Here is a 23315-nt window from a genome sequence, read left to right on the forward strand (position 1 = left end):
AACAGCACGATGGGACGAACTCTCAGCGTGACGAAATCCGGCGATCACGAGATCGTCATGACGAGGTCCTTCGACGCACCGAGGGCGTTGGTGTTCGACGCGTGGACGAAACCCGAGCTGGTACGCCGTTGGTTCGGTCCCCGTGACTGCGAGGTCGTCGAATGCGAGATCGACCTGCGGGTCGGCGGCGGATGGCGCTACCGGCTGCGCCACGGCGGGATGGAGATGCTGCTGCAGGGCGTCTACCAGGAGATCGACCGTCCTGGACGGCTCATCTCCCTCGAGACGAACGAGGACTGCGAGGCAGCGGAAGGTCAGGCCTTGGCGACTCTGACGTTGGTCGAACACGACGGGGTCACCACGCTGACCCAGGTGGTGCGGTACGGCTCGAAGCGGATCCGGGACGCCGTACTCGAATCAGGAATGGAGCGTGGCGTCGGCGAAGGCTTCGAGAAGCTGGCCGAGCTCGTGGCCGCTCCGGTGAAGGTGGGAGCACGATGAACGCCATTGCCGACCGTTACCGCGTCAGGGCCGACGCCTTCGAGCGCAAGATCGCCGCCGTCGAGGCCGGGCAATGGGAGAACAAGTCCCCTTGTGAGGAGTGGAACGCCAGAGATGTCGTCGAGCACATCATCGACATGCACGGCGCCATGCTGAGGCCCTTCGGACGCGCCCTTGGGCCGGCGCCCTCGCTCCTGGACGACCCGCTGGGGGCCTTCCGGGCGGCTCGCGCCGACGTCGAAGCCATCCTCGGCGATCCCGTGCTCGCGGCCACGGAGCAGGAGACGCCGTCAGGGAAGTTAACCGCCGAACAGCACATCGATCAAGTCGCCAGTGCCGACATGATCATCCACGGCTGGGACCTGGCCAGGGCCACCGGTCAGGACGACACGATCGATCCGGAGGAGGTCGAGCGGATGTGGCCGGAAGCGCAGGCGATCCCCGAACAGATGAGGATCCCGGGCGCGTTCGGGCCCGGCATCGTCGTCTTCGGCCCTGAAGTGAAGGTGCCCGAAGACGCGCCCTTGCAGGACAGGCTGCTCGGACTGATGGGCCGAAACCCGAACGCCTGATACGGGTCAGACATGGATCCCGCGATGTCGCCGGACGGGCCGGGCGGGAACCGGTACCGCGGCGGTATCGGTCCCCTTGGCCGCGGCCAGGACACGTTCCAGAATCGACAGAGAGGTGGTGAGCAAGGAAATCTGGTTCTGGATGCGGGTCTTGGCGATCTCCAGTTCGCCGGTCATCTCCGGCGAGGGCACCAAATGCGTGTGGTCCCCGGAAACACAAGGAAGGAGTTCCGCGATCTTGCCGCTGCACAACCCGGCCGAATAGAAGAGCTGGATCTGCAGCACCCTGGCGATGTCGTCTTCGGTGAAGGTCCGGTAGCCGTTGCCGCATCGGTCGGGTCGCAGCAGGCCTTCCGTTTCGTAGTACCGCAACGAGCGGACGCTCACGCCGGTTCGCTTCGCCAGTTCGCCGATCCGCATGAGTCCACAGTAGCCGCGGAAACCGAGGTTGACCGTGACGCCGGTGTCAGGGTTTAGCTTCGCGTTCATGAGGTTGCTAGAAGCTTTCCGCGGTACCGCGATCCAGCTGCCGAACCGCATGGCGATGGCTCCGATGACCAGGGGGCGCGCCGACGATCTCACCGGCGTGCCACATCCGCTGACGGCCGAGTACTACTCGCAACGTGCGAGCGCCGGGTTGATCGTGAGCGAAGGCATCTGGGTGAACAAGACCGGCAAGAGCGGCCCGGGAATCCCAGGACTGGTGACAGAGCAGCAGGCCGAGGCATGGCGTGAGGTGGCGGAGGCCGTGCACGAGGAAGGCGGTCGGATCTACGCGCAGCTATGGCACGCGGGACGGGTCAGCCACCCCGGCGTGACGGGCCGGACACCGGTGGCACCGTCGGCGGTCCGGCAGGCCGGACGGATCTTCTCGGCCGGTGACTGGGCGGACACCGTCGAACCCCGCGCGCTCGGCGAGGAGGAGATCGGCGAGGTCGTCCAGGACTTCGCCGACGCGGCTCGCCGGGCCGTCGAGGCGGGATTTGACGGTGTGGAACTGCATGGCGCCAACGGCTATCTCATCCAGGAGTTCCTCGCCGGCAACACCAACCTCCGGGAGGACCGTTACGGCGGCTCGATCGCCGCCCGGCTCACCTTCCCGCTCGAGGTGGTGGCGGCCGTGACCGAGCAGATCGGTGCGGCCAGGGTCGCTCTGCGTATTTCGCCGGGCAACCCGGAGAACGACATCGTGGAAGACGATTGGAAGGAGGTGTACTCACGACTGCTCGCGGAACTCCGCCGGTACGAGCTCGCGTACCTGCACGTCATCGATACCCCTGACGTCGAAGTGCTGTCGCACCTGCGGCCTTTGTGGCCGGGAACGCTCGTCGCGAATCTGCGATCCGAGAAGCCGACGAGCCGCGCCGAGGGGGAGTCCTTGATCGGAGCCGGCCTGGCCGACGTGGTCGCCTTCGGCAGGTTGTTCATCGCGAACCCGGATCTGCCTGCCCGATTCGCTCTCCACGCCCCGCTCGCCGAGGCGGATCACGACGTCTACTACGGCGCCCGGCTCGACGGCTACACCGATTTCCCGGCGTTCGAACCGGACTCGGCGAAGTTCGCCTGTTCGGCGCGCAGCTGATCTTGGCCGCCCGTTCTACAGTGCGGGGATGGTCAAGACGGCAGTGGAAATCGCGGCGGCTGTGCGCGCCAAGGAACTCGACCCGGTCGAGGTGACGCGTGAGGCGTTGGCCCGGATCGAGGCGGCGGACGGGGTGGTCGGCGCGTTTCGCCGGGTGCGGGTCGAGGAGGCACTCGCTGAGGCCGCCGCCGTCACCGAACGTGCGGATCTGGCCGATCTGCCCCTGGCCGGGGTGCCGGTCGCGGTCAAGGACGTCGCGCCGATCGAGGGCGAATACGCCTCGTGGGGTTCACGCGCGGGCTCGTCGACGCTGTCCACTGAGGATGGTGAGATAGCGCGGCGGCTACGCGCCGCCGGCGCGGTGATCGTCGGCCTGACCCGGGTGCCGGAGCTGTGCATCTGGCCGTCGAGCGACGATCCGGACGGGACGGCGCGTAATCCGCGCAACCCGTCGTACGCCGCCGGCGGTTCGTCGGGCGGGAGTGCCGCGGCCGTCGCGGCCGGACTCGTGCCCATCGCGCACGGCACCGACGGTCTGGGCTCGATCCGGCTGCCGTCCGCGATGTGCGGGATCGTCGGTCTCAAACCGGGTAAGGGCGTGGTCCGCGTACCGGGGGAGAACGGCTGGTTCGGCCTGTCCACGCACGGTCCGATGACGACCACGGTGGCAGACGCCGCCGTGCTGATGTCGGTCCTCGCAGAACGGCCCGGCCTGGCGGATCTCACCGAGCCGAAGCGGTCCCGTATCGCCCTGTCGACCCAGGTCCCGTTGACGAGGGCGCCGCTGCCGCGCGCGTTCAGCCGGGCCGTCACCCGGGCCGGAGAGCTGTTCCGCGAGGCTGGGCACACCGTCGCGTCCGGAACACCGCGATACAACGCCGGAGCGATCGGTGGCCTCCTCGCGCGGTGGGTCGCGGGCCCGGCCGAGCAAGCGGCCGAGTTCGCTCTCGGCGCACTCCAGCCCCGTACCCGTACCCACGTCCGGCTCGGTCGGCTGATGGCCAAGCGCGTCCGGGAGACCACCCGGGAGCGCTGGCTGGAGCGTGCCGAAGAGTTCTTCGCCGACCACGATGTCCTGGTCACGCCCATGATCGCGACCCTCCCGCTCAAGGCACGCCCGTGGCACGACAGCCGATGGATCGCCAACGTGCTGCCGTCCCTGCGTGTGGCGGGTTTCGCCGGGCTGTGGAATCTCGCGGGCTATCCGGCGATGTCGGTGCCGATCGGCGCGCATCCTTCGGGCATCCCGGCCTGCGTCCAGCTCGTCGCCGCGCCCGGCGGGGAAGCGCTCCTGCTGGGCCTCGCCGCCCAGCTCGAAGCGGCCAATCCCTGGCCACGCACGACCGCCTCCTGACCGAGCCCGAAAGAGAGCAAGGGACCTTTGCTACCACTCTCCACAGGGGAGTGGTAGCAAAGGTCCCTTGCTACTTCGCGCTGGTCAGGAGCCGGTTTTGGCCGGTGACGGCTTCTGCCCGTTCGCCTTCGGGCCGTTCTGCTCGCTCTGTCCGTTCTTCGGCGCAGCGGCGGCAGGCGCCGAAGAAGCGGGCTTGGTGGGAGAGGGTTTGGCGGCGGCCGGAGCGGTCGCCTTCGAGGCGGGCGGCTCGGCAGGCTTACCCGCCGGCTTCGTCTCCTCGGCCTTCTTGTCTCCGCCGACGAGCTTCGAGGCGTGCGGGATCACCGACTCCTCGGGTAGCGCGGCGAGCATCGCCTCGCTGCCCTTCAGGACCTCGTCGGCCTGCATGAGGCTCTTGCGGGCCTGTTCGCGGATCTCGGCCAGCCGCTCGACCTTCCGCTGGGCGGCCGTCGTGCGCTGGGCGGCCGTCGTCGTGGCCTCGTCGAGCCGGCGCTTGGCCTCGCTCGTCGCCTCGTCGATGCGGCGCTTCGCTTCCGCGGTGGCCTCCGCGATCCGGCGTTCGGCCTGGTTCTTGCTGGCCGTCTGCTGGTCGGCGATGTGCTTCTCGTGCGCCGCCTTCTGTGCCGAGATCGTCTGCTCGAACTCGCGCTCGATCTTCCGGCGCTTGCGTTCGGCCTCGTTGTCCAGCAGTTCCCGGCGCTGGGCGGCCTCGACGGTCAGCCGCTGGACCTCGGCGCGCGTCTCGGCGAGCGCGGATTCGTGCTCGGAGTGCAGCGCGTCCGCCTGCTTGTCCAGCTCGGCGACGAGCCGCGTGTAGCGCTCGCGGAGCTTCTTCGAGGCTTCACTCGAAGAAGCCCAGTGCTTCTCGGCGGCGACTTCGGCACGCTTCGTGATCTCGTCCGCGCGCGCCTGCGCGAGCGTGACGGTGCGCTGCATCCGCTCGTCGAGGTCTTCGAGCCGCTCCGGCGGTTTCTTCAGCTCCTCGATCCTGGCGTTCAGCTTCGCCACCTCGTGGCGAACGGTTTCGAGTTCGCGCGTGGCCGAGGTCGCCTGCGCGATCGCGGCGTCGCGGTCGGTGATCACGCGATGCAGCTGGGTTTCGAGATGATCCAGATACTGGCGCACTTCGTTCCGGTCGAAGCCGTGCCAGGCCTGGGTGTACTCGCGCCGCAGGGGCAACAGGCCGTTGTCTCGCTCGGGAACCATGGCCACGACGGTACCTGCGTACGCGGGGTCGCCGTTGTCAGGCTTGGTGATTCACCGACGTGTGTCGTCTCTCAGCTGCGATCCCTCACCTGAACGGCCGCCACCCGTGTGCGCAGTGTCACCAATGGAAGCCGCGGCTGAGCCGGGCGAGAGCCATCGCCGCGCGGGACAGATGCTGCTCGCCCTTCCCGATTTTGAGTCCGCCTTCGCCGCCCGCGGCCGCGGAGTCCGGGAACACGCGGAATCCTTGGTAGGCCACGGCATCCGTGAGCCCCGGCGTGAGCGTGTACGCGAGCCCGATCGCCTGCCCGGCGGGTGTGCCGATGTGCTTCGGACGTTCCCGCAGCGCCTTCATCACCATGTCCGCGGCCTGATCCGGGGATTTGGTCGGAAACGCGTCATAGATCTTCGTCGGCCGGATCATCGGCGTCCGCACGAGTGGCATGTGGATGGTCGTGAAGGTGATTCCGTCGCCGTGGGTCTCGGTCGCGGCGATCCGGGAGAAATAGTCCAAAGCGGCCTTCGACGCCGCGTACGCCGAAAAGCGCGGCGCGATTCCCTGCACACCGATCGACGAGACGTTGACGATATGCCCGAATTTCCGCTCGGACATATGAGGCAGCACCGCGAGGATCAGCCGCACCGCGCCGAAGTAGTTGATGGCCATCGCGCGTTCGTAATCGTGGAACCGGTCGTACGACAGTTTGATCGACCGCCGGATCGAGCGGCCGGCGTTGTTCACGAGCATGTCGATCCGGCCGTGCTCGGCGAGCATCGCGTCGACGGCCTTGTGCACCGATTCCTCGTCGGTCAGGTCGGCCGGGTAGACCGACGCCGTGCCGCCGGCGGCGATGATCTCGTCCCGCACCTCTTCGAGTTCGTGACGGCGCCGCGCGACGAGCAGCGGCACCCCGCCCGCGGCCGCGACCTTGATCGCGGTCGCGCGGCCGATCCCCGAGGACGCGCCGGTGATGATCACGCGACGGCCGTCCAGTTCGCCGCGAGGGCCGTGCTTGCGCGCGCGGAACGGGTCCAAGTGCTCTCGCCAGTAGCGCCACAGGGTGGGCGCGTACTCCTCGATCCGGGGCACCTCGACACCCGAGCCGATGAGTGCCTTGCGCGTCGAAGCCGACGAGAACACCGACGGGAAGGCCATGGTCTCCAGCAGCACCGGCGGGATGCCGAGCCGCTCCATCACGGCGTCGCGCGCGATGGTGAAGCCGGGGATGTGCTCGCTGAGCTTCACCAGGTTGACGATGCCCTTGGACACGCGTTCGTTGAGTTGCACGGAGATGGTCGGCGCACCCGCGGCCTTCGCGAAGGCGTTGTAGACCGAGACGACCGGCTGCGGCTCCGGGTTGACCAGGTGGAACGCGCGCCCGTCGAGGCCCTTCGTGGTGACCAGGGCGTTCAGCGACTCGGCGACGTAGTCGACCGGGACGACGTTGGTGTCGCCGAGGTCGGGGCCCACGATCGGCACGTCGGGCAGCCCGGCCAGCCTGCTGATCGCGGGGAACAGGTAGTACGGGCCGTCGATCTTGTCCATCTCGCCGGTCTCGGAGTTCCCGACGACGACCGCGGGCCGGTACACCCGCCACGGCACGTCCTGCTGTTCGCGAACGAGGCGCTCCGCCTCGAACTTCGTGCGGTGGTACGGCGTGAGGAGCCGCTGGCCGACGTCGAACATCTCCTCGGTGAACATGCCCTCGTGGTCCCCGGCGACGGCGACCGAGGACACGTGGTGCAGGCAGCCGGCGTTCAGCTCGGCGGCGAGCGCGATCACCTGCGCGGTGCCTTCGACGTTGGCTTTGATGCTGGCTTCGTCGTCGGCGGTGAGGTCGTAAAGGGCGGCGAGGTGCACGACGTGGTCGACGCCGCGAAGCTTCTCTCGATCCTCTTCACCGACGCCGAGCAGCGGCTCGCCGAGGTCACCGGTGACGAGGGTGACGCGTTCGGGATGCGGCCAGGCGTTCACGAGTTTCGCGAGTTTGTCCCGTGAGGACGCTCGGACGACGAGCGCGACCTTGTCGACGTCGTCCCTGGTGAGCAGTAGCCGGGTGAACTGGCGCCCGATCAATCCGGTCGCCCCGGTCACCAGAAAAGTCGCCATCTGCCTCACCCTTCACCGTGCTCGCCCGCGTCCCCCGGCATTCTGCTGCATCGGGACGGCGAGGACCACCACGGCACCGGTGAAGTTACTCACGGGTAACTAGGCCGGGTTGGCGATGACGACCCGGTTCTCGGCGTAGCCGGTCTCCCCGCCGACCCAGCGGCCGCCGCAGGTGACGAGCACTATCCGATGCGGACCGGACTGGCCGAACAACTCGTCCGCCCGCTGCGGCAGCTCGTTCTTCTTCAGCGTGATCAGCTGGGAGACCTTGTACTGCCAGGACTTCCCGGCCTTGTCGACCACGGTGACGGCGCCGCCGATCCGCTCGGTCCACAGTTCCGCGAACGGACCCGTCGCGCCCTTCCAGTTCACGTGCCCGGCGAACACGCTCGCCCCGGTGGCCGAGCTCAGCTCGGCACCCCACCAGGTCACTTCGCCGAGGTTCTCCGGCACCGGAAGCTCCGCGCCCGGCCCGAGTTCCTTGCGCACGAGTTTCGCCGCGCCGCCCGCGGGCAGCCGGATCGTCCCCGGACCCTGCGGCTTCGGGGCTTCAGGCTCCTTCGACGGCGGCGGAGCGGACGTCGGGGTCGTGGGGACGATGTCCGGCGGAGGCGGGACCTCCTGCTGTGCGGGCGCGGCGGGTGCGCCACCCGCGACGGCGACGGAGACGGGCTGAGCCGTCCCCGTCACCACGGTCGTCGGCGGCCAGATGAGCAGGGCCGCGACGAGGTCCGCGCACAGGACCGTGACCGCTCCCAGCGCGAACCCGCGTCGTACTGACATTCCTGAACCCTCTTAGCGTCGCGAAGACCGCCGCGCGGCCACGCCCACCATCACCGAACCGAGCAGCGCGAGCGCGCCGACGCCGAGGATGCCGGCGGTCGACGCCGAGTTCTCGACGGTGCCCTGCATCATCGCCACCGGCCGGTCACCGGCGGGGATGGTGCGCGGTACCTCGTTGGGCGTGTTGGCGACCTTGAGGGCCAGCGTCTCACCCGGCTTGAGCTCGCCGCAGGCGGACGGCGGATTCTTCGGGTCGAACGCGTTGGTGTAGCCCGGCGGCGCGCTGACCTCGACCACGCAGATCTCCTGCGGGGTCCGCAGGTTCTCCACGGTGACCGTGCCGTTCTCGCCTTCGGTGGTGACGACGGCGGGTTTGCCGTCGGCGCCGTTGAGCGGCTTGCCGTCGTGGCCGACGGCGGCGGCGGACTTGTCCTTGGCGGTGATCCGCAGCGCGGCGCCCGCGATGCCCTTGCCGGTCTTCGCGTCGACCTTGGTCACCTGGACCTTGCCCGGCTTCGCGACGACCGCGACCCCCTGGGCCTTCAGTTCCTTCTCGCCGCCGGTCGACACGACCTTCTGCACGCCGGTCTCGACGGGGAACTGCACGTACGGCCGGTCCGCGGGGGCGGACAGCGAGCTGGCCAGCTTCGGCTGGTCACCGGTCGGCGTCACCTTGACCGTGACGGTGCCGTCCTCGCCGGTCTTCACCGTGGTGGCCTTCTCGGCCTTGGCGTTCGAGGTCGACGCGGGCTTCGTGCTCTCGCCGCCGCCGATGGTCGCGTTCGACGGCGTGAGCTGCACGGGCACCCCGGAGATGCCCTTGCCCTTGGAGTTCTTGACGCTGATCGTCCACTCGCCCGCGGTGCCGATGTGCTGGTCTTCCTTCGGCGGCGCGATCGCGGTGGTCCACGGACCGCGGTTGGCTTCGGCGTCCTTGGTCAGCTTCTCGACGGCCGTGGCGGCGTCGGCGTGTTGCGCCTTCAGCTTGTCGAGGTGGCCCTGGACGTCGTAGCCGACCTTCTCTGGAGGAAGGTCCGGCTTGAGATCTTCGGCGGAACGAGGCTTCGACGTCCACGAGTGCAGCAGGTGTGCGAGCGCGGCGGCCTCGGCGTTGTCCTTGGTGCCGCCGTAGCGCAGCAGCAGGTAGGAGATGTTGGCCGCGGTGTCCTCGGGGAGCTTCGCGCCCCACTTGTCGAGGAGTTCGTCGCCAGGCTTGTACTTCTCGTTGGTGTCCGGCGCCTTCAGCTGGAAGGAGACGCAGAACACGTGCTTGCCGTTGACGACGTAGGAGCCCAGCCAGTCGCGTTCTCTGGGCTTGCCGTCGACCGTCTGGCCGGGCGTGACCTTGTAGCCGACGCCTTCGTTGTCGACGGCCGAAGCCGGTGTCGCCGCGACGGTGGCGGACAAAGCGCCTAGCAGGCACGTCGCGATCAGGCTGGTCAAGGCGCGCGAACGCACGCTCGGGCGTGTGGTCCACCCCATGGTGTGTTGACTCCTTTGGCCGTGCTCTGCCGTCGACGCCTGTACGTCGACGCAGGTCACACGATCGATAGGTTCCCCGACACGCCTTCGGTGATTATCCGAACACGCACCGTGGAGGGTGTCCTGTGAGCAGCGCTTTTGGCAATAGGGCATCAGGTGGGGTATCGGTGAACGGTCGGTGATCTCCGCCGCATACGGTGTGGGGGATGGGCGTCGCGCCGATTGTGAGTAAAGTCGTCTTTACTTCGACGGGAACCGGGCGGCCCACGCGGTCGTTGAACCCGATGCAGGTGCCAGTAGATCCAGGAGGATCAGGTGCGATCCAGTAGCAACCCGGCGTTCCGGAACCTGCCGCGTGGCGCGGCTCAGTACGGACCCAACGTAGGCTTCAACCAACCCCAGGGCGGCGTGCCCGGCTACGGCCCTCCGCAGACCTCCGCCGGCGCCGACGACCGTCCGATGACCGTCGACGACGTCGTCATCAAGACGGCGCTGAGCCTCGGCACCGCGCTGGTGACCGGTGTGCTCACCGCGATCTGGGCGCTCAGCCAGCTGCCCACGGACGCCGCGGGCCGGATCACCGGTATCAGCGGCGGCGTGATCGGCGCCCTCGTCGGCGGCATGATCGTCGGCCTCGTGATCTCGCTCGTGATCATCTTCAAGCAGAAGCCGAGCGGCCCGCTCACGCTGGCGTACTCGGCGGCCGAGGGTGTCTTCCTCGGTGCGATCAGCGGCCTTTTCGAGGCGCTGTACCCCGGTATCGCGCTGCAGGCGATCATCGGTACCGCGGGCGTCTTCGTCGCGATGCTGGTCGTCTACAAGACCGGCGCGGTCAAGGTCACCCCGAAGCTGACGAAGTGGATCATCGGCGCCGTCGTCGGCGTCGCGATCCTGATGCTGGTCAACCTCATCACCAGCTTCTTCGGCTTCAACCCGCTGCGTGACGGCGGGCCGATCGCGATCATCTTCAGCCTCGTGGTGATCGGTGTCGCGGCGTTCAGCTTCCTGCTCGACTTCGACCAGGCCGACCGGATGATCCGCGAAGGCATGCCGTCGAAGTGGGCGTGGTTCGCCGCCTTCGGTCTCATGACCACGCTGGTCTGGCTGTACCTCGAGATCCTGCGGCTGCTGTCGTACTTCCAAAACGACTGACGCCGATTCTCCGCGAAAGGGCGCTCCGAGCGATCGGGGCGCCCTTTTCCGTGGCGGCGAATACCCTGCTGGCATGACCGAACACAGGCGTTCCAAGTGGTTCTGGCTGGGCATCCTGCTGCCGGTCGCGATCGTGGTGCTCAGCGCGTCTTCGTGGATCATCGGTTATCTCTCCAGCACGGACGACGTCCGGGTGGGCGACTGCTACGCGGTCACCACCTTCGGCGACGTCGACGAGGATCCGGCCAAGGCGGACTGCGGCTCCGTCGAGGCCAACGCGAAGGCCGGGGCGAAGACCGACGCCGGCGGCGCGTGCCCGGCGGGCGAATACGATCAGCTCACCGTCGACAAGACGTTCGCCTCGTACCGGCTTTGCATGATGATCAACGCGAAGCAGGGCGACTGCCTCGAGAACTTCCTCGCCGACAGCGTGGCCTATCAGAAGGTTCCTTGTTCGGACCGCCCGAAGGACGCCGAAGTCCTGAAGGTGGTCGACGGTGTCGCGACCTGTGACGACACGGAAGCCACCCATCTCAAGAGCTACTCGACGCCACCGTCGACGGTCTGCGTGAAGAGCCTCAAATAGCGACCTCGACCAGGGGCTTTCACTCTTTCGGGGGGCTGGGTGGTGGCCTTGATCACGGTAAGTGTTTGATACCGAGGTTCTCATTCCTCTTCACACCTGTGAGGTTTCTCGGTGACCACTTCCCAGCCGGCCCCTGGGGGCCAAATGCCGGTGGGACAGCCCGACGTTTTCGGTCAGCCGTCTGCACCCAAGAAGTCCAAGCTCCGTTGGCTGAGATTCGCCATCCCGGTGCTCGTCGTCGTGATCGGCGGCGGCCTGTTCCTCTTCAATCACTTCACCGGGACGGGCAGTGCCCAGGCCGGTGAATGCCTGAGCGTGACCGAGTTCTCCCGGACGGCCGACGAGCCGAAGAAGGCCGATTGCGGCGCGCAGGAGGCGAACGTCAAGATCGCCGCCCGCGTGGGCGGCGGCGAGTCCTGCCCGGAGGGCGGCTACGACAGCATCTCGATGTCCGGCCGGATCTCGTACACGCTGTGCCTCATGCCCAACGTCAAACAGGGTGACTGCCTCAAGGGCTACACCTCGAAGACCGCCGGCTACCAGAAGGTGTCCTGCACCGACCCCGCCAAGGACGCGGAACTGGTGAAGATCGCCAACGTTTCGGACGAGGCGACCTGCGAGGGCACCGAAGCCAAGCGAGTGGCGACGTACTCGACGCCGCCGACCACGATCTGCATCAAGACGGCGGAGTAGACCTAAGCGCGTGAAGGCCCCCTTTCCTCGGCTCAGTCGAGGGAAGGGGGCCTTCACGCGTGCCGGGGGAGCAAGGGACCTTTGCTACCACCCCGCCATCCGGCCGCGTCGGAGCCGCCGTTCGTCGCACAGTGTGGGACGGGCTGCGATCGGGTGGTCACCGGTCCTAACGTTGCTCGTCCCCCACCCCGCCGATCGATCAGGAGTCCTGGTGGCGACGACGGAAACCCAAGCCGGTGAGAAGAAACTCCTCGACTTCCCGACCTCTTGCGCCGCCCCGGTTCCGCGACCGGAGGAACCGGTCAAGGTCGTGCCGCTGGCGGTCGCGGGAGCCCTCGCGGTCGGGCTGACCTGGTACGTCTGGGCCGCGCACGGCGCGAAGTTCGGGGTGCTGCTCATCCTCGGCCTGCTGCTCGGCCTCGCGCTCTTCCACTCCCGGTTCGGATTCACTTCGGCCTGGCGTCAGCTGATCGCGGTCGGGAACGGCCAGGGCCTGCGCGCGCATACCCTGCTGCTCGGCACGGCCGCGACGTTGATCGCGCTGATCGTCGGCACCGGCTCCGGGCTCTTCGGCAGCACTCCGAAGCCGACCGCGGGCGGGCTGGGGCTCGCGCTGTTCGTCGGCGCGACGATCTTCGCCATCGGCATGCAGCTGGGCGGTGCGTGCGCGTCGGGAACGTTGTTCGCCGTCGGCTCCGGGCAGTCGACGATCGTGCTCACCCTAGGCGGGTTCATCACCGGATCGGTCCTCTACACGTGGGCGTATCCGCTGCTGTCGGGCTGGCCCGAGTTCAAAGGTGTCCTGCTCGCCGACCACGTCGGCTGGTTCGGTTCGTGGGTGATCACCGTCGCCGTCCTCGCCGCGATCGTGCTGGGGACCCGGTTCGTGCAGAAGCGCCGCAACCCGCCGCCGGTCGACGTCGTCCCGACCGCGCGCGGATTCGCCCGGATCTACCGCGGCTCCTGGCCGATCCTCGTCGGCGCCGTCGTCCTCGGTGTGCTGGCGGGCGCGGTCTTCCTGGTCTCCGGCGGGATCTGGGGTGTCACGAGCGCGTTCAGCCTGTGGGGCGCCAAGATCCTGCAGGTGTTCGGCCTGCATCCCGAGACCTGGGAGTTCTGGCGGATCAAGGCGAACGCGGCTTCGCTGGCGGGGCCGATCTGGAAGGACAAGAACAGCCTCACCGACATCGGCATCATGATCGGCGCGGGGGTCGCGGCCGCGGCGGCGGGCGCGTGGAAGATCCACAGCTCGATCCCGTGGCGGACCGCGGTGGCCGCGGTGCTCGGCGGGATCCTGATGGGCGTCGGCGCGCGGATGGCGGGCGGCTGCAACATCGGCGCCTACCTCGGCGGTATCTCGGTCGGCAGTCTCCACGGCTGGCTGTGGGGTGTCTTCGCGCTCGGCGGCACCTGGATCGGGCTCAAGCTGCGGCCGCTGTTCGGGCTCGGCAATCCGGCTCCGACCGACAGCGTCTGCTGATCACTCTTCGTGACATCCTGTATGCGGGTCTGCCCTTTCGGCCCGCATACAGGGAAAAAGTTGGCAGGTAAAACCCGCGTTCGGCTACCCTCGGCTACATACCTGAGCTTGCGCCCTCATGCACAAGCTCGGTTGGGGAAGGCCCGGCGCTTCGCCGGGCGTCGATCTCGTAGTCGCGACCACGGGGGTTGTCGCGTCCACTCAGTACCAGGGGACGGACCTTTCATGTCAACGCAAAGCCCGGCCGCACCGGGCGGCGACAAACTCGACGCCGGCGTGCTCAAGGTCGCCGGCGTCGTCATCCTCGGCGCGATCATGGCGATCCTCGACACGACGGTCGTCAACGTCGCGCTCCAGAAACTGACCATCGAGTTCCAGACCTCGTTCGACACCATCCAATGGATCGCGACCGGCTACATGCTCGCCCTGGCGACGGTCATCCCGATCACCGGCTGGGCATCGGACCGATTCGGCACCAAGCGGCTCTACATGACCGCGATCGGGCTGTTCCTGATCGGCTCGATGCTCGCCGGGATGGCCTGGGACGTCGAATCGCTGATCATCTTCCGGGTCCTGCAGGGCTTCGGCGGCGGCATGCTGATGCCCGCCGGCATGACGATCCTGACCAGGGCCGCCGGTCCGCACCGGATCGGGCGGGTGATGGGCGTGCTCGGGGTGCCGATGCTGCTCGGCCCGATCGGCGGCCCGATCCTCGGCGGCTGGCTGGTCGACGCGGTGAGCTGGCGCTGGATCTTCTACATCAACGTCCCGATCGGCCTGATCACCATGGCGATGGCCTGGCGCCTGCTGCCGAAGGACCGGCCGGAGCCCAGCGAGCGGTTCGACTTCGTCGGCATGCTGATGGTCTCGCCGGGTCTGGCGGCGCTGATCTTCGGCGTCTCGAACATCCCGGCGGCGGGCGGTGTCGGCGCGGTGGACGTCTGGCTGCCCGCGCTGGCCGGGGTCGCGTTGCTGGTGGCGTTCGTGTTCCGGGCGAACCGGGTCACGAACCCGCTGCTCGACCTGAAGCTGTTCAAGAACCGGTCGTTCTCCGTCGCCATGGTGACGATGACCTTCTTCTGTGTCGCGTTCTTCGGCGCGATGCTGCTCCTGCCGACGTATTTCGTGCTGGCGCGCGGCGAATCGGCGATGAACGCCGGTCTGCTGCTCGCCCCGCAGGGTGTCGGCGCGATGCTGACCATGCCGATCGCGGGCCGGTTCGCGGACAAGATCGGCGCGCGGAAGATCGTGCTGCCCGGTCTCGTGCTGATGCTCGCCGGGTTGATCGCCTTCACCCAGATCACCGCGGCGACGCCGTACTGGCTGCTGCTTTCGGCGCTGTTCGTGATGGGGCTCGGCATGGGCGCGACGATGATGCCGATCACCTCGGCCGCGTTGCAGACGCTCAAGTCGCAGGACATGGCGAAGGCGTCGACGGCGACGAACATCCTGCAGCAGACCGCCGGGGCGATCGGCTCGGCCGTGCTGTCGATCATCCTCGCGGCCCTGCTCGCCGGGAAGTTCGGCGTGCCGACCGCGCAGGGGCAGCTGGCCGCGACGGCCGCGGTGATGAACCCGGCGACGCGCGAAGCGGCTTCGGGGCTGACCGCGGACGCGTTCTCGACGACGTTCCTGTGGTCGATGATCCTGCTCGCGCTGTGCCTGATCCCGGCGGCGTTCCTGCCGAAGACCAAGCCCGCGCCGCCGGAGGGCGCGGCCGACGGTGAGGTCGCCGCGGCACCGCCGGTCATGACCCACTAGGGCACGAAAAAGAGAGCAAGGGACCTTTGCTACCACTCGCTTAGCGTGGCTAAGTAAGCGGTAGCAAAGGTCCCTTGCTCTCTTTCCGCAGGTCAGCGGGTCAGGAGAGGCGCTCCAGCACCATCGCCATGCCCTGGCCGCCACCGACGCACATCGTCTCGAGACCGAACTGCTTGTCGTGGTGCCGCAGCGAGTTGATCAGCGTCGAGGTGATCCGCGCGCCGGTCATGCCGAACGGGTGGCCGACGGCGATTGCGCCGCCGTTGACGTTCAGCCGGTCGAGGTCGATCCCGAGGTCCTTGTACGACGGGATGACCTGCGCGGCGAACGCCTCGTTGATCTCGACGAGGTCGATGTCGCCGATGGACATCCCGGCGCGCGCGAGCGCCCGCTTCGACGCCTCGACCGGGCCGTAGCCCATGATCTCCGGCGACAGCCCCGAAACGCCGGTCGAAACGACGCGGGCGAGCGGCGTGAGACCGAGTTCCTTCGCCTTGGTGTCGGACATGATGATCACCGCGGCGGCGCCGTCGTTGAGCGCGCAGCAGTTGCCCGCGGTGATCCGGCCGTCGGGGCGGAAGACCGGCTTGAGGCCGGAGACGCCTTCGAGGGTGACGCCGGCGCGCGGTCCGTCGTCCTTCGAGACCACCGTGCCGTCGGGCAGGGTCACCGGGGTGATGTCGTTGGCCCAGAAGCCGTCGGCGATGGCCTTCTCGGCGAGGTTCTGCGAGCGGACGCCGAACTCGTCCATCTCCTCACGCGAAACGTTCTTCAGCCGCGCCAGGTTTTCGGCGGTCTGGCCCATCGCGATGTAGACGTCCGGCAGGACACCGTTCTCGCGCGGGTCCGTCCAGCTGTCGGCGCCCTCGGCCGCCACCTGCGCGGTGCGGGCCTCGGCGTCGGCGAACAGCGGGTTGTGCGTGTTCGGCCAGGAGTCCGAGCTGCCGTTGGCGAAACGGGAAACCGTCTCGACGCCGGCGGAGATGAACACGTCGCCTTCGCCGGCCTTGATCGCGTGCAGCGCCATGCGGGTGGTCTGGAGGCTCGACGAGCAGTACCGCGTGATCGTGCAGCCGGGCAGGTGGTCGTAGCCGAGTTCGACGGCGACGGCGCGGCCCATGTTGAAGCCCTGCTCGCCACCGGGGAGACCACAGCCCAGCATGAGGTCTTCGATCTGCGTCGGGTCGAGTTCGGGGACCTTGTCGAGCGCGGCGCGGACCATCTGCGCGGTGAGGTCGTCCGGGCGGATGCTCACCAGCGATCCCTTGCCGGCGCGGCCGATCGGGGATCGGGCGGTGGAGACGATGACGGCTTCGGGCATGGAACGACACTCCCTTGTTCTCGATCCAGACGCGCTAAGCGGTTGCTCACCTCGCATCCTCCACCGGAGGGAGGTGCGGGTCAAAGGAGAACGCGACCCACGCCACTCGCCGAAAGTGTGGTTCTCACGCCACCGGAGTTGAGTGGACACATCGCGACCTGCGGCGTTTAGGCTGTGGGAGTGGAATACGTCGAGCACATCGTGGACCTCGTGGGCAACACCCCTCTGGTCAAGCTGAACGCACTGGCCGAGGGGCTGCAGCCGCTCATCCTGGCCAAGGTCGAATACGTCAACCCCGGCGGCAGCGTCAAGGACCGCATCGCGCTGCGGATGATCGAAGCCGCGGAGCGTTCCGGCGAACTGAAGCCCGGCGGCACCATCGTCGAGCCGACGTCCGGCAACACCGGCGTCGGGCTGGCCATGGTGGCGCAGCGCAAGGGATACAAGTGCGTGTTCGTCTGCCCGGACAAGGTCAGCGAGGACAAGCGCAACGTGCTCAAGGCCTACGGTGCCCGCGTCGTGGTCTGCCCGACCGCGGTGGCGCCGGAGCACCCGGACTCCTACTACAACGTCTCCGACCGTCTCGTCCGCGAGATCGAAGGCGCCTGGAAGCCGAACCAGTACGCCAACCCCGAGAACCCCGCCAGCCACTACCACTCGACCGGCCCCGAGCTCTGGAGCCAGACCGAGGGCAAGATCACGCATTTCGTCGCGGGCGTCGGCACGGGCGGCACGATCTCGGGCACCGGCAAGTACCTCAAGGAGGTCAGCGACGGACGTGTCCAGGTCATCGGCGCCGACCCCGAAGGTTCGGTGTACTCCGGCGGGACCGGGCGGCCGTACCTGGTCGAGGGCGTCGGCGAGGACTTCTGGCCGGACACCTACGACCGCGACATCGCCGACCGCATCATCGCGGTGTCGGACGCGGACTCGTTCGACATCACCCGCCGCCTCGCGCTCGAAGAGGGGCTGCTCGTCGGCGGTTCGTGCGGTATGGCCGTCGCCGCCGCGCTCAAGCTCGCCGAGGGACTCGGCCCGGACGACGTCGTCGTCGTGCTCCTGCCCGACGGCGGCCGCGGCTACCTCACCAAGGTGTTCAACGACAGCTGGATGTCGTCCTACGGCTTCCTGCCGCCGGACTCCAGCGGCGCGACCGTCGGCGACGTCCTGATGAAGAAGAGCGGCTCGCTGCCGAGCCTCGTGCACAGTCACCCGAACGAGACCGTCGCCGAAGCGGTGGCGATCCTTTCGGAGTTCGGCGTCAGCCAGATGCCCGTGGTCAGCGCGGAGCCGCCGGTCATGGCGGCCGAGGTCGTGGGCGCGGTCAACGAGCGCGACCTGCTCGAAGCGCTCTTCACCGGCAAGGCCCAGCTCGCCGACCGGCTAGAGCAGCACATGTCGCCGCCGCTGCCGACCATCGGCGCCGGTGAACAGGTGGGCGCGGCGATGGACGCGCTCTCGGGCGCCGACGGCGCGCTGGTGCTGGTCGACGGCAAACCGGCGGGTGTCGTCACCCGGCACGACCTGCTCGCGTTTCTCGCGGGACGGTAAAGAGGCATTTCATCGGATGGTCGGGCCGGGGCGTTACGAGCGGCCCACCCGGCTATCCGATAGCGTGTCGGGTGAGTTGAACTTTTATGTCCTCGTCAAGGGGGTTCAAGACCCAAATGAGTGCTCCGCAGCCACCGAATCAGCCTTGGGGTGGCGCCCAGCCACCGCAGGGACCCCCGAGTGGCCCTCAGCCGCAGCAAGACAACCCGTTCGGTTCCCCGGAACCGACGCAGGTGGTGCAGCCCGGTCAGCCGGCCCAGCCCGACTACGGGCAGCCGCAGTACGGGCAGCAGCCTTCCCATGAGCAGCAGGGCGGCGGGTTCGGCGACACGCCGGAGCCCACGCAGGTCGTGCAGCCGGTCCAGCCGGGTTCCGGCGACGCGAACGCGACCCAGGTCGTGCAGCCGGTGAGCGGTGGCGGGGAAAGCCCCACCGCCGAGTCCACCCAGCTCGTGCCGCCGGGTTCGCAGCCGCCCGCCATCCCGTACGCCCCGCCGCCGAGCGCGGCCGACAACCCGGCCGCCGGTGCCTACGGCGCCCAGGGTGGCGGCTTCGGTCAGCAGCAGGGCTTCGGCCAGCCCCAGCAGGGCGGGTTCGACCCGGCGCAGGGCCAGCAGCAGCCCGGTTTCGGCCAGCCGCAGCAGGGCTTCGGCGGACCGCCGCAGGGCGGCTTCGGCCAGCAGCCCGGTTTCGGCGGGCCGCCGCCGGGTTACAGCCCCGCGGCAGCAGGCGGCGGCGGTGGGAACCAGATGTTCGGGTTCATCGCCGGCGGCGTCGTGGCGTTGCTCGGCCTGATCGCCTTGATCGTCTCGTTCGTCTACTTCGGTGACGCCAGCGACTACTCGAAGATCTTCGACAGCGCTCCGAACCAGGAGCAGATCGACAAGTTCCTCGACGAGGCCGGTGTGGCCGGTCCGGGCGCCACCTGGTTCTACGTGATCATGCTTCTGGTCGGATCGCTCGTCTCGATCGCCGGTGGTGTGGGGCTCGCCCTCGCGGGCAAGCTCCCCGGCACGGTGAAGAAGATCGCGCCGATCGTCGTCGCCGCGGGCGGCGCGTTGCTGGTGCTGTTCGGTGTCCTCCTGCTCAGCGGTTCGACCCCGTCGTCGGACTTCCTGGACAAGCTGCCGCCGTCCGCTCGGGAAGGCGCCGGTATCGGCGGTGGCCTGCTGCACCTGCTCCTCGGCATCGTGATCCTGATCGTCGGTGTGCTGGGCCTGATCCCGGCGACCGCGCAGTTCGTCGGCCTCGGTGGCGGCGGTTCGGTGCTGGGCGCCCCGCAGAGCGGTCAGCCCGGTGGTTTCGGCGGTCCGCCGCAGGGTGGTTTCGGTCAGCCGGGGCAGCCCGGACAGCCGGGCCAGCCCGGACAGTTCGGCCAGCCGCAGCCGGGTGGCTTCGGACAGCCCGGACAGCCCGGTCCGTCTTCGGGTGGTTTCCCGCAGCAGGGTCAGCCCGGTGGTTTCGGGCAGCAGCCGGGTCAGCAGGGCCCGCCCAGTGGCGGGTTCGCCCAGCCGGGCCAGCCGCCGCAGGGTGGTTTCGGCCAGGCTCCGCAGCAGCCCGGTGGTTTCGGGCAGCAGCCCGGACAGCAGGGGCCGCCCAGCGGCGGTTTCGGCCAGCCGGGCCAGCAGCCCGGTCAGCCCCCGCAGCAGTGGTGATTCGCCGCCACTGAACGGTTTCGTTCGGAGCACCCCCGGCCCGTGGCCGGGGGTGTTCCGTTTTGGCCGGGGTATGCCGATTCGCCTGCCACGGCCGGTACCCGCGGACTAGGGTGAGCGCCGTTGACCACACCTGGCCCGACGGGAGCGACGTGACCGGTCCGTACGGATATCCCGCCCAGCAGCCCGGACCGCCAGGTTTCGGGTATCCCGCACCGCAGGCCAAGCCGTCCGGGGCGACGGCGATCATCGCGGCGGTGCTCGGCCTCGTCGGGGCGCTCGCGTCCGGTTTCATCCCGATCCGCTACTTCATCGAGCTCCCGTCGGGGTTCAGCCTCTCGAACCTGCCCGGCTTCGCGCTCGTCGAGCTGGTGCTGTACCTGGTCGCGGCGCTGTTCCTGCTGATGGGCGCGCTGACGACGTTCTTCCGTTCGCTGATCGGTGCCATCCTGCTGATCCTCGGCTCGCTGCTCGCCATCCTGGCCGTCGTGCTGGAGCCGATCGCGTTCCGCGTGCCGTACCGGATCCATCTCGACATCCTGCTCCGGTTCGCGACCTTCGACGGTGTCCTCCGGCTGGCCATGGTCGTGTTCGGCCTGGTGTCGCTGCTGCTGGCGGTGCTCCCGCCGACGTTCAGGTACCTGCGCTGGCGGCCCGCCCCGGTGCAGCCGTATCGGCCGCGGAATCAGTTTCCCCAGCAGGGCGGATGGTGAGATCCTGAGCCGTCCGGCTCGGCTTGGGGGAGTTCGATGGGTCAGAACCAGTCTTCGGGGACCGCGATCGGCGCGGCCGTCCTCGCCATCTTGTGCGGTATGCGGTACTTGTCCGAGGCGGGCACCTTCGTCGGGCAGCTCGCCTTTCTCGGGCCGGCCCCCCAGTACTTCGCCGGAACCGCGTGGAACGGGGTACTGACGGCGGCCCTGTTCGTCGGCGGCATCCTGTTGCTGCTGCGCAGGACCCTCGGCCGCACCCTCGTCGTCGCCGGGACGGCGCTCGCGATGGTGGCGACGGTGCTCGCGAACGGAGCGGCCCGCGCGTACTTCTTCGCCGAGGTGGACGGAGAGCCGCTGGTGACAGGCGAGGTGGTCGCGTTCGTCCTGTTCGCGATGACCTTCGCCGCGCTGGTGCTGTCGGTGATCAGGCCGACCTCGGACTGGCTGGAGGGACGGCGGCCCGACGAGGAGGAGCCGTCGAAGCAGGATCGGCTTCCCGGCTGGTAGCCGGGATGGGACAAGGATTCGGCAAAGGGGAGAAATGACTTACCAGCACTACCCGCCGCAGGGCGGCTACCCGGCACCCGGTGCCTACCCGCCGCCGGGAATGGCGCGGCAACCGAGCGGGGCGACCGGGATCATCGCCGGGATCTTGGCGATCCTCGGCGGGCTCTGGTTCCTCGCCGGGACCGTGTCCCACGTCATCGAGCTCTCCCATTACGTCATTTCGTTCCTCGTCGTCGGGGCGGTGCTGGACTTCGTCAGTGCGGCTCTGCTGCTGGGCGGCGGGATCCTGCTGCTCGTGCGCAAACGTGCCGGACGGGTGCTCACCGTGATCGGATCCGCGGGCGCGATCGGGTTCGTGGCGCTGACCTTCCTGTTCCGGGCGATCGGCTCGAGTTTCTACTTCTCGTACGGCGGGGTGATGCTGCATTTCGGCTTCGGCTGGCTTCTCTTCGTGGTCCTGATCCCGGCGATCGCGACCCTCGTGCTGGCGCTGATCCCGCCGACGGGGCGCTGGCTGGCGGCCAAGAACACTCCCACGCAGCCGCCCAACTTCGGATACCCGCCACAGCCCGGCTACCCGCCGGCTCCCGGTGCCCAGCAGCAGGGACAACCACCCGCGCAGTGGTGAGTTCAATCCCAGACGATGGGATCCCGGGTGGGTGGCCGTACCCTTGGGGGTATGGCCGACGATTACTCTCTGCTGGGCTTCGAGACGCGCGCGATCCACGCCGGGCAGACCCCTGATCCCCGGACCGGCGCGGTCATCGTGCCGATCTATCAGACCTCGACCTACGCGCAGGACGGCGTCGGCGGCACGCGCGAAGGCGACTACGAGTACTCCCGCACCGCGAACCCCACGCGCACCGCGCTGGAGGTCGCGCTCGCGGCGCTCGAAGGCGCGCGGCACGGTCTGGCGTACGCGTCGGGGATGGCGGCCAGTGACGTCCTGCTGCGGGCGACCCTGCGGCCCGGAGACCACCTCGTGCTCGGCAACGACGCGTACGGCGGCACTTTCCGGCTGATCGACAAGGTGCTCAGCCTGTGGGGCGTCGAGCACACGGTCGCCGACCTGGGGAACATCGCCGAGGTCCGCGCCGCGATCCGGCCGGAGACGAAGCTGATCTGGTGCGAGTCGCCGACGAACCCGATGCTGGGGATCGCCGACATCGCCGCGCTGGCCGAGGTCGCGCATGGCGCCGGCGCCCGCCTGGTCGTCGACAACACCTTCGCCACCCCGTACCTGCAGAACCCGCTTTCGCTGGGTGCCGACGTCGTCCTGCACTCGACGACCAAGTACCTCGGCGGGCACTCCGACGTCGTCGGCGGCGCGATCCTGACGAACGAGGACGAACTGCGCGAGCAGCTGTTCTACCTGCGCAACGCCGCGGGCGCGGTGCCCGGTCCGTTCGACGCCTGGCTGACCCTGCGCGGGATCAAGACGCTCGCGCTGCGGATGGAGCGGCACAGCGACAACGCCGAACTGATCGCCCGGATGCTGCTGAAGCACCCGAAGGTCGAGCGGGTCTACTACCCGGGCCTGCCGGAGCACCCCGGCCACGAGATCGCTTCGAAGCAGATGCGGCGCTTCGGCGGGATGATCTCGTTCACCCATGTCGACGGCGAGCAGGCCGCTCTCGAAGCCGCGTCGAAGACGAAGCTGTTCATCCTCGCCGAGTCGCTGGGCGGGATCGAGTCGCTCATCGAGCACCCCGGCCGGATGACCCACGCAAGCACCGCCGGGTCCACCCTGGAGGTGCCGGACAACCTGCTGCGCCTGTCGGTCGGCATCGAGGACGGCAGCGACCTGATCGCCGATCTGGCCGACGCCCTGGGCTGACCGCCGCCGAGCCCGGAGAGTGAGCAAGGGACCTTTGCTGTCGTTCGCGTAGCCATGCTAAGCAAATGACAGCAAAGGTCCCTTGCTCCTTTCGCGCTGGTCAGCGCGGTGTGGTGGGAGGAAGCGCCCGGTTACGGGCGGAAGTTGCTGGGCGTGACGCCGGTCTTCGCGTCCGCCTCGTGCGAAGTCCCCTGCGGCGCGGCGGGCAGCTCCGAGCCGTCGACGCAGCCGCCGACGAGCTCGATGTGGTTGTCGTGCCGGATGTACTGGCCCGGGTCCACGCAGCCGGCGCGGTCGACCGTGTAGACGGCGGCGCCGGTCAGCAGCGCGGCCGAGGTGAGTGCCAGCACGACCGGGAGCATCCCGGCGGAGCGGGTCGCCCGGACCCTGCCGATGTTCCCCCGTGCCATGTGTGCTCCCTGGTCGCCTTCGCCGACGCCGTCAACAGTACCCGGACCGCGAACTTGTC

At 68.6% G+C, this 23315-nt stretch carries 22 protein-coding genes; 15 read left to right on the top strand and 7 right to left on the bottom strand.

The annotated features are described in order from the left end of the window. Positions 1–9: 9 nt before the first annotated feature. Positions 10–501: an SRPBCC family protein gene (locus ACSMFO_RS10305; protein WP_073844849.1), complete on the top strand. Its 492-nt coding sequence runs from the start codon at positions 10–12 to the stop codon at positions 499–501. Next, positions 498–1073 (top strand): TIGR03086 family metal-binding protein, encoded by a 576-nt coding sequence (locus ACSMFO_RS10310; RefSeq protein ID WP_436458253.1) that lies wholly within the window; start codon positions 498–500, stop codon positions 1071–1073. Before ACSMFO_RS10305 ends, ACSMFO_RS10310 begins: the two co-directional genes overlap by 4 nt. A 6-nt stretch (positions 1074–1079) precedes the next feature. Here ACSMFO_RS10310 and ACSMFO_RS10315 read toward each other — a convergent pair whose 3' ends face one another. Further along, on the bottom strand, positions 1080–1562 hold the full coding sequence (locus ACSMFO_RS10315) for a MerR family transcriptional regulator (RefSeq protein WP_436458255.1): 483 nt from the start codon (positions 1560–1562) through the stop codon (positions 1080–1082). On the opposite strand from ACSMFO_RS10315, the gene ACSMFO_RS10320 reads away from it, so the two are divergent. Further along, positions 1561–2655 (top strand): alkene reductase, encoded by a 1095-nt coding sequence (locus ACSMFO_RS10320; RefSeq protein ID WP_436458257.1) that lies wholly within the window; start codon positions 1561–1563, stop codon positions 2653–2655. The two genes, ACSMFO_RS10315 and ACSMFO_RS10320, sit on opposite strands and share 2 nt — an antisense overlap. A gap of 28 nt (positions 2656–2683) precedes the next feature. Continuing rightward, positions 2684–4009 (top strand): amidase family protein, encoded by a 1326-nt coding sequence (locus ACSMFO_RS10325; RefSeq protein WP_436458259.1) that lies wholly within the window; start codon positions 2684–2686, stop codon positions 4007–4009. 84 nt (positions 4010–4093) lie between these two features. Here the strand turns inward: ACSMFO_RS10325 and ACSMFO_RS10330 are convergent, their stop codons facing one another. From ACSMFO_RS10330 to ACSMFO_RS10345, 4 genes are all read right to left on the bottom strand, one after another. Further along, positions 4094–5215 carry a cell division protein DivIVA gene (locus ACSMFO_RS10330; RefSeq protein ID WP_436458261.1) on the bottom strand — a complete coding sequence of 374 codons (1122 nt, stop codon included), beginning with the start codon at positions 5213–5215 and terminating at the stop codon, positions 4094–4096. Positions 5216–5333: 118 nt separating this feature from the next. Continuing rightward, entirely contained in the window at positions 5334–7325 is a 1992-nt protein-coding gene (locus tag ACSMFO_RS10335) for an SDR family oxidoreductase (protein ID WP_037340779.1), read from the bottom strand. Positions 7326–7424: 99 nt separating this feature from the next. Continuing rightward, positions 7425–8108: a class F sortase gene (locus ACSMFO_RS10340; RefSeq protein WP_436458262.1), complete on the bottom strand. Its 684-nt coding sequence runs from the start codon at positions 8106–8108 to the stop codon at positions 7425–7427. 12 nt (positions 8109–8120) lie between these two features. Then, positions 8121–9590, bottom strand: coding sequence for a SpaA isopeptide-forming pilin-related protein (locus ACSMFO_RS10345; RefSeq protein WP_436458263.1), 1470 nt, complete (start codon positions 9588–9590; stop codon positions 8121–8123). A gap of 315 nt (positions 9591–9905) precedes the next feature. On the opposite strand from ACSMFO_RS10345, the gene ACSMFO_RS10350 reads away from it, so the two are divergent. The 5 genes from ACSMFO_RS10350 (at position 9906) to ACSMFO_RS10370 (ending at position 15262) form a co-directional block, all read left to right on the top strand. After that, positions 9906–10742: a Bax inhibitor-1/YccA family protein gene (locus tag ACSMFO_RS10350; RefSeq protein ID WP_038508335.1), complete on the top strand. Its 837-nt coding sequence runs from the start codon at positions 9906–9908 to the stop codon at positions 10740–10742. A 73-nt stretch (positions 10743–10815) separates the two neighbouring features. Further along, positions 10816–11328 carry an LppU/SCO3897 family protein gene (locus ACSMFO_RS10355; protein WP_436458266.1) on the top strand — a complete coding sequence of 171 codons (513 nt, stop codon included), beginning with the start codon at positions 10816–10818 and terminating at the stop codon, positions 11326–11328. Positions 11329–11439: 111 nt separating this feature from the next. Further along, positions 11440–12021 (top strand): LppU/SCO3897 family protein, encoded by a 582-nt coding sequence (locus ACSMFO_RS10360; protein ID WP_228694858.1) that lies wholly within the window; start codon positions 11440–11442, stop codon positions 12019–12021. A 211-nt stretch (positions 12022–12232) separates the two neighbouring features. Continuing rightward, positions 12233–13501 carry a YeeE/YedE family protein gene (locus ACSMFO_RS10365; protein ID WP_378419324.1) on the top strand — a complete coding sequence of 423 codons (1269 nt, stop codon included), beginning with the start codon at positions 12233–12235 and terminating at the stop codon, positions 13499–13501. Positions 13502–13726: 225 nt separating this feature from the next. After that, positions 13727–15262: a DHA2 family efflux MFS transporter permease subunit gene (locus ACSMFO_RS10370; RefSeq protein WP_038508344.1), complete on the top strand. Its 1536-nt coding sequence runs from the start codon at positions 13727–13729 to the stop codon at positions 15260–15262. A 100-nt stretch (positions 15263–15362) separates the two neighbouring features. On the opposite strand, the gene ACSMFO_RS10375 is transcribed toward ACSMFO_RS10370, so the two are convergent. After that, the gene (locus ACSMFO_RS10375) at positions 15363–16583 is read right to left on the bottom strand and encodes an acetyl-CoA C-acetyltransferase (protein ID WP_038508346.1); all 1221 of its coding nucleotides are present in this window, start codon (positions 16581–16583) and stop codon (positions 15363–15365) included. A 180-nt stretch (positions 16584–16763) separates the two neighbouring features. On the opposite strand from ACSMFO_RS10375, the gene ACSMFO_RS10380 reads away from it, so the two are divergent. From ACSMFO_RS10380 to ACSMFO_RS10405, 6 genes are all read left to right on the top strand, one after another. After that, a complete protein-coding gene (locus ACSMFO_RS10380; RefSeq protein WP_436458269.1) occupies positions 16764–18134 on the top strand; it encodes a cystathionine beta-synthase in 1371 nt (456 codons plus the stop codon). A gap of 233 nt (positions 18135–18367) precedes the next feature. Next, on the top strand, positions 18368–19789 hold the full coding sequence (locus tag ACSMFO_RS10385; protein ID WP_436458270.1) for a hypothetical protein: 1422 nt from the start codon (positions 18368–18370) through the stop codon (positions 19787–19789). Positions 19790–19902: 113 nt separating this feature from the next. Beyond that, positions 19903–20502, top strand: coding sequence for a hypothetical protein (locus tag ACSMFO_RS10390; RefSeq protein WP_436458272.1), 600 nt, complete (start codon positions 19903–19905; stop codon positions 20500–20502). A 36-nt stretch (positions 20503–20538) separates the two neighbouring features. Further along, positions 20539–21009: a hypothetical protein gene (locus ACSMFO_RS10395; protein WP_436458274.1), complete on the top strand. Its 471-nt coding sequence runs from the start codon at positions 20539–20541 to the stop codon at positions 21007–21009. A 34-nt stretch (positions 21010–21043) separates the two neighbouring features. After that, positions 21044–21637 (top strand): hypothetical protein, encoded by a 594-nt coding sequence (locus ACSMFO_RS10400; RefSeq protein WP_378417666.1) that lies wholly within the window; start codon positions 21044–21046, stop codon positions 21635–21637. Between the two features lie 51 nt (positions 21638–21688). Further along, the gene (locus tag ACSMFO_RS10405) at positions 21689–22846 is read left to right on the top strand and encodes a cystathionine gamma-synthase (protein ID WP_436458275.1); all 1158 of its coding nucleotides are present in this window, start codon (positions 21689–21691) and stop codon (positions 22844–22846) included. 131 nt (positions 22847–22977) lie between these two features. Here ACSMFO_RS10405 and ACSMFO_RS10410 read toward each other — a convergent pair whose 3' ends face one another. Beyond that, positions 22978–23256, bottom strand: coding sequence for a hypothetical protein (locus ACSMFO_RS10410; protein WP_037340809.1), 279 nt, complete (start codon positions 23254–23256; stop codon positions 22978–22980). Positions 23257–23315: the final 59 nt, after the last annotated feature.

Origin of the sequence: Amycolatopsis sp. w19, assembly GCF_051373225.1 — a bacterium.
Classification (GTDB): domain Bacteria; phylum Actinomycetota; class Actinomycetes; order Mycobacteriales; family Pseudonocardiaceae; genus Amycolatopsis; species Amycolatopsis japonica.

Excerpts from the sequence above, each read along its gene's own strand:
- ACSMFO_RS10305 (WP_073844849.1), top strand. The coding sequence starts at position 10 with ATGGGACGAACTCTCAGCGTGACGAAATCCGGCGATCACGAGATCGTC.
- ACSMFO_RS10310 (WP_436458253.1), top strand. The coding sequence starts at position 498 with ATGAACGCCATTGCCGACCGTTACCGCGTCAGGGCCGACGCCTTCGAG.
- ACSMFO_RS10320 (WP_436458257.1), top strand. The coding sequence starts at position 1,561 with ATGAGGTTGCTAGAAGCTTTCCGCGGTACCGCGATCCAGCTGCCGAAC.
- ACSMFO_RS10315 (WP_436458255.1), bottom strand. The coding sequence starts at position 1,562 with ATGAACGCGAAGCTAAACCCTGACACCGGCGTCACGGTCAACCTCGGT.
- ACSMFO_RS10325 (WP_436458259.1), top strand. The coding sequence starts at position 2,684 with ATGGTCAAGACGGCAGTGGAAATCGCGGCGGCTGTGCGCGCCAAGGAA.
- ACSMFO_RS10330 (WP_436458261.1), bottom strand. The coding sequence starts at position 5,215 with ATGGTTCCCGAGCGAGACAACGGCCTGTTGCCCCTGCGGCGCGAGTAC.
- ACSMFO_RS10335 (WP_037340779.1), bottom strand. The coding sequence starts at position 7,325 with ATGGCGACTTTTCTGGTGACCGGGGCGACCGGATTGATCGGGCGCCAG.
- ACSMFO_RS10340 (WP_436458262.1), bottom strand. The coding sequence starts at position 8,108 with ATGTCAGTACGACGCGGGTTCGCGCTGGGAGCGGTCACGGTCCTGTGC.
- ACSMFO_RS10345 (WP_436458263.1), bottom strand. The coding sequence starts at position 9,590 with ATGGGGTGGACCACACGCCCGAGCGTGCGTTCGCGCGCCTTGACCAGC.
- ACSMFO_RS10355 (WP_436458266.1), top strand. The coding sequence starts at position 10,816 with ATGACCGAACACAGGCGTTCCAAGTGGTTCTGGCTGGGCATCCTGCTG.
- ACSMFO_RS10370 (WP_038508344.1), top strand. The coding sequence starts at position 13,727 with ATGTCAACGCAAAGCCCGGCCGCACCGGGCGGCGACAAACTCGACGCC.
- ACSMFO_RS10375 (WP_038508346.1), bottom strand. The coding sequence starts at position 16,583 with ATGCCCGAAGCCGTCATCGTCTCCACCGCCCGATCCCCGATCGGCCGC.
- ACSMFO_RS10395 (WP_436458274.1), top strand. The coding sequence starts at position 20,539 with ATGGGTCAGAACCAGTCTTCGGGGACCGCGATCGGCGCGGCCGTCCTC.
- ACSMFO_RS10400 (WP_378417666.1), top strand. The coding sequence starts at position 21,044 with ATGACTTACCAGCACTACCCGCCGCAGGGCGGCTACCCGGCACCCGGT.
- ACSMFO_RS10405 (WP_436458275.1), top strand. The coding sequence starts at position 21,689 with ATGGCCGACGATTACTCTCTGCTGGGCTTCGAGACGCGCGCGATCCAC.
- ACSMFO_RS10410 (WP_037340809.1), bottom strand. The coding sequence starts at position 23,256 with ATGGCACGGGGGAACATCGGCAGGGTCCGGGCGACCCGCTCCGCCGGG.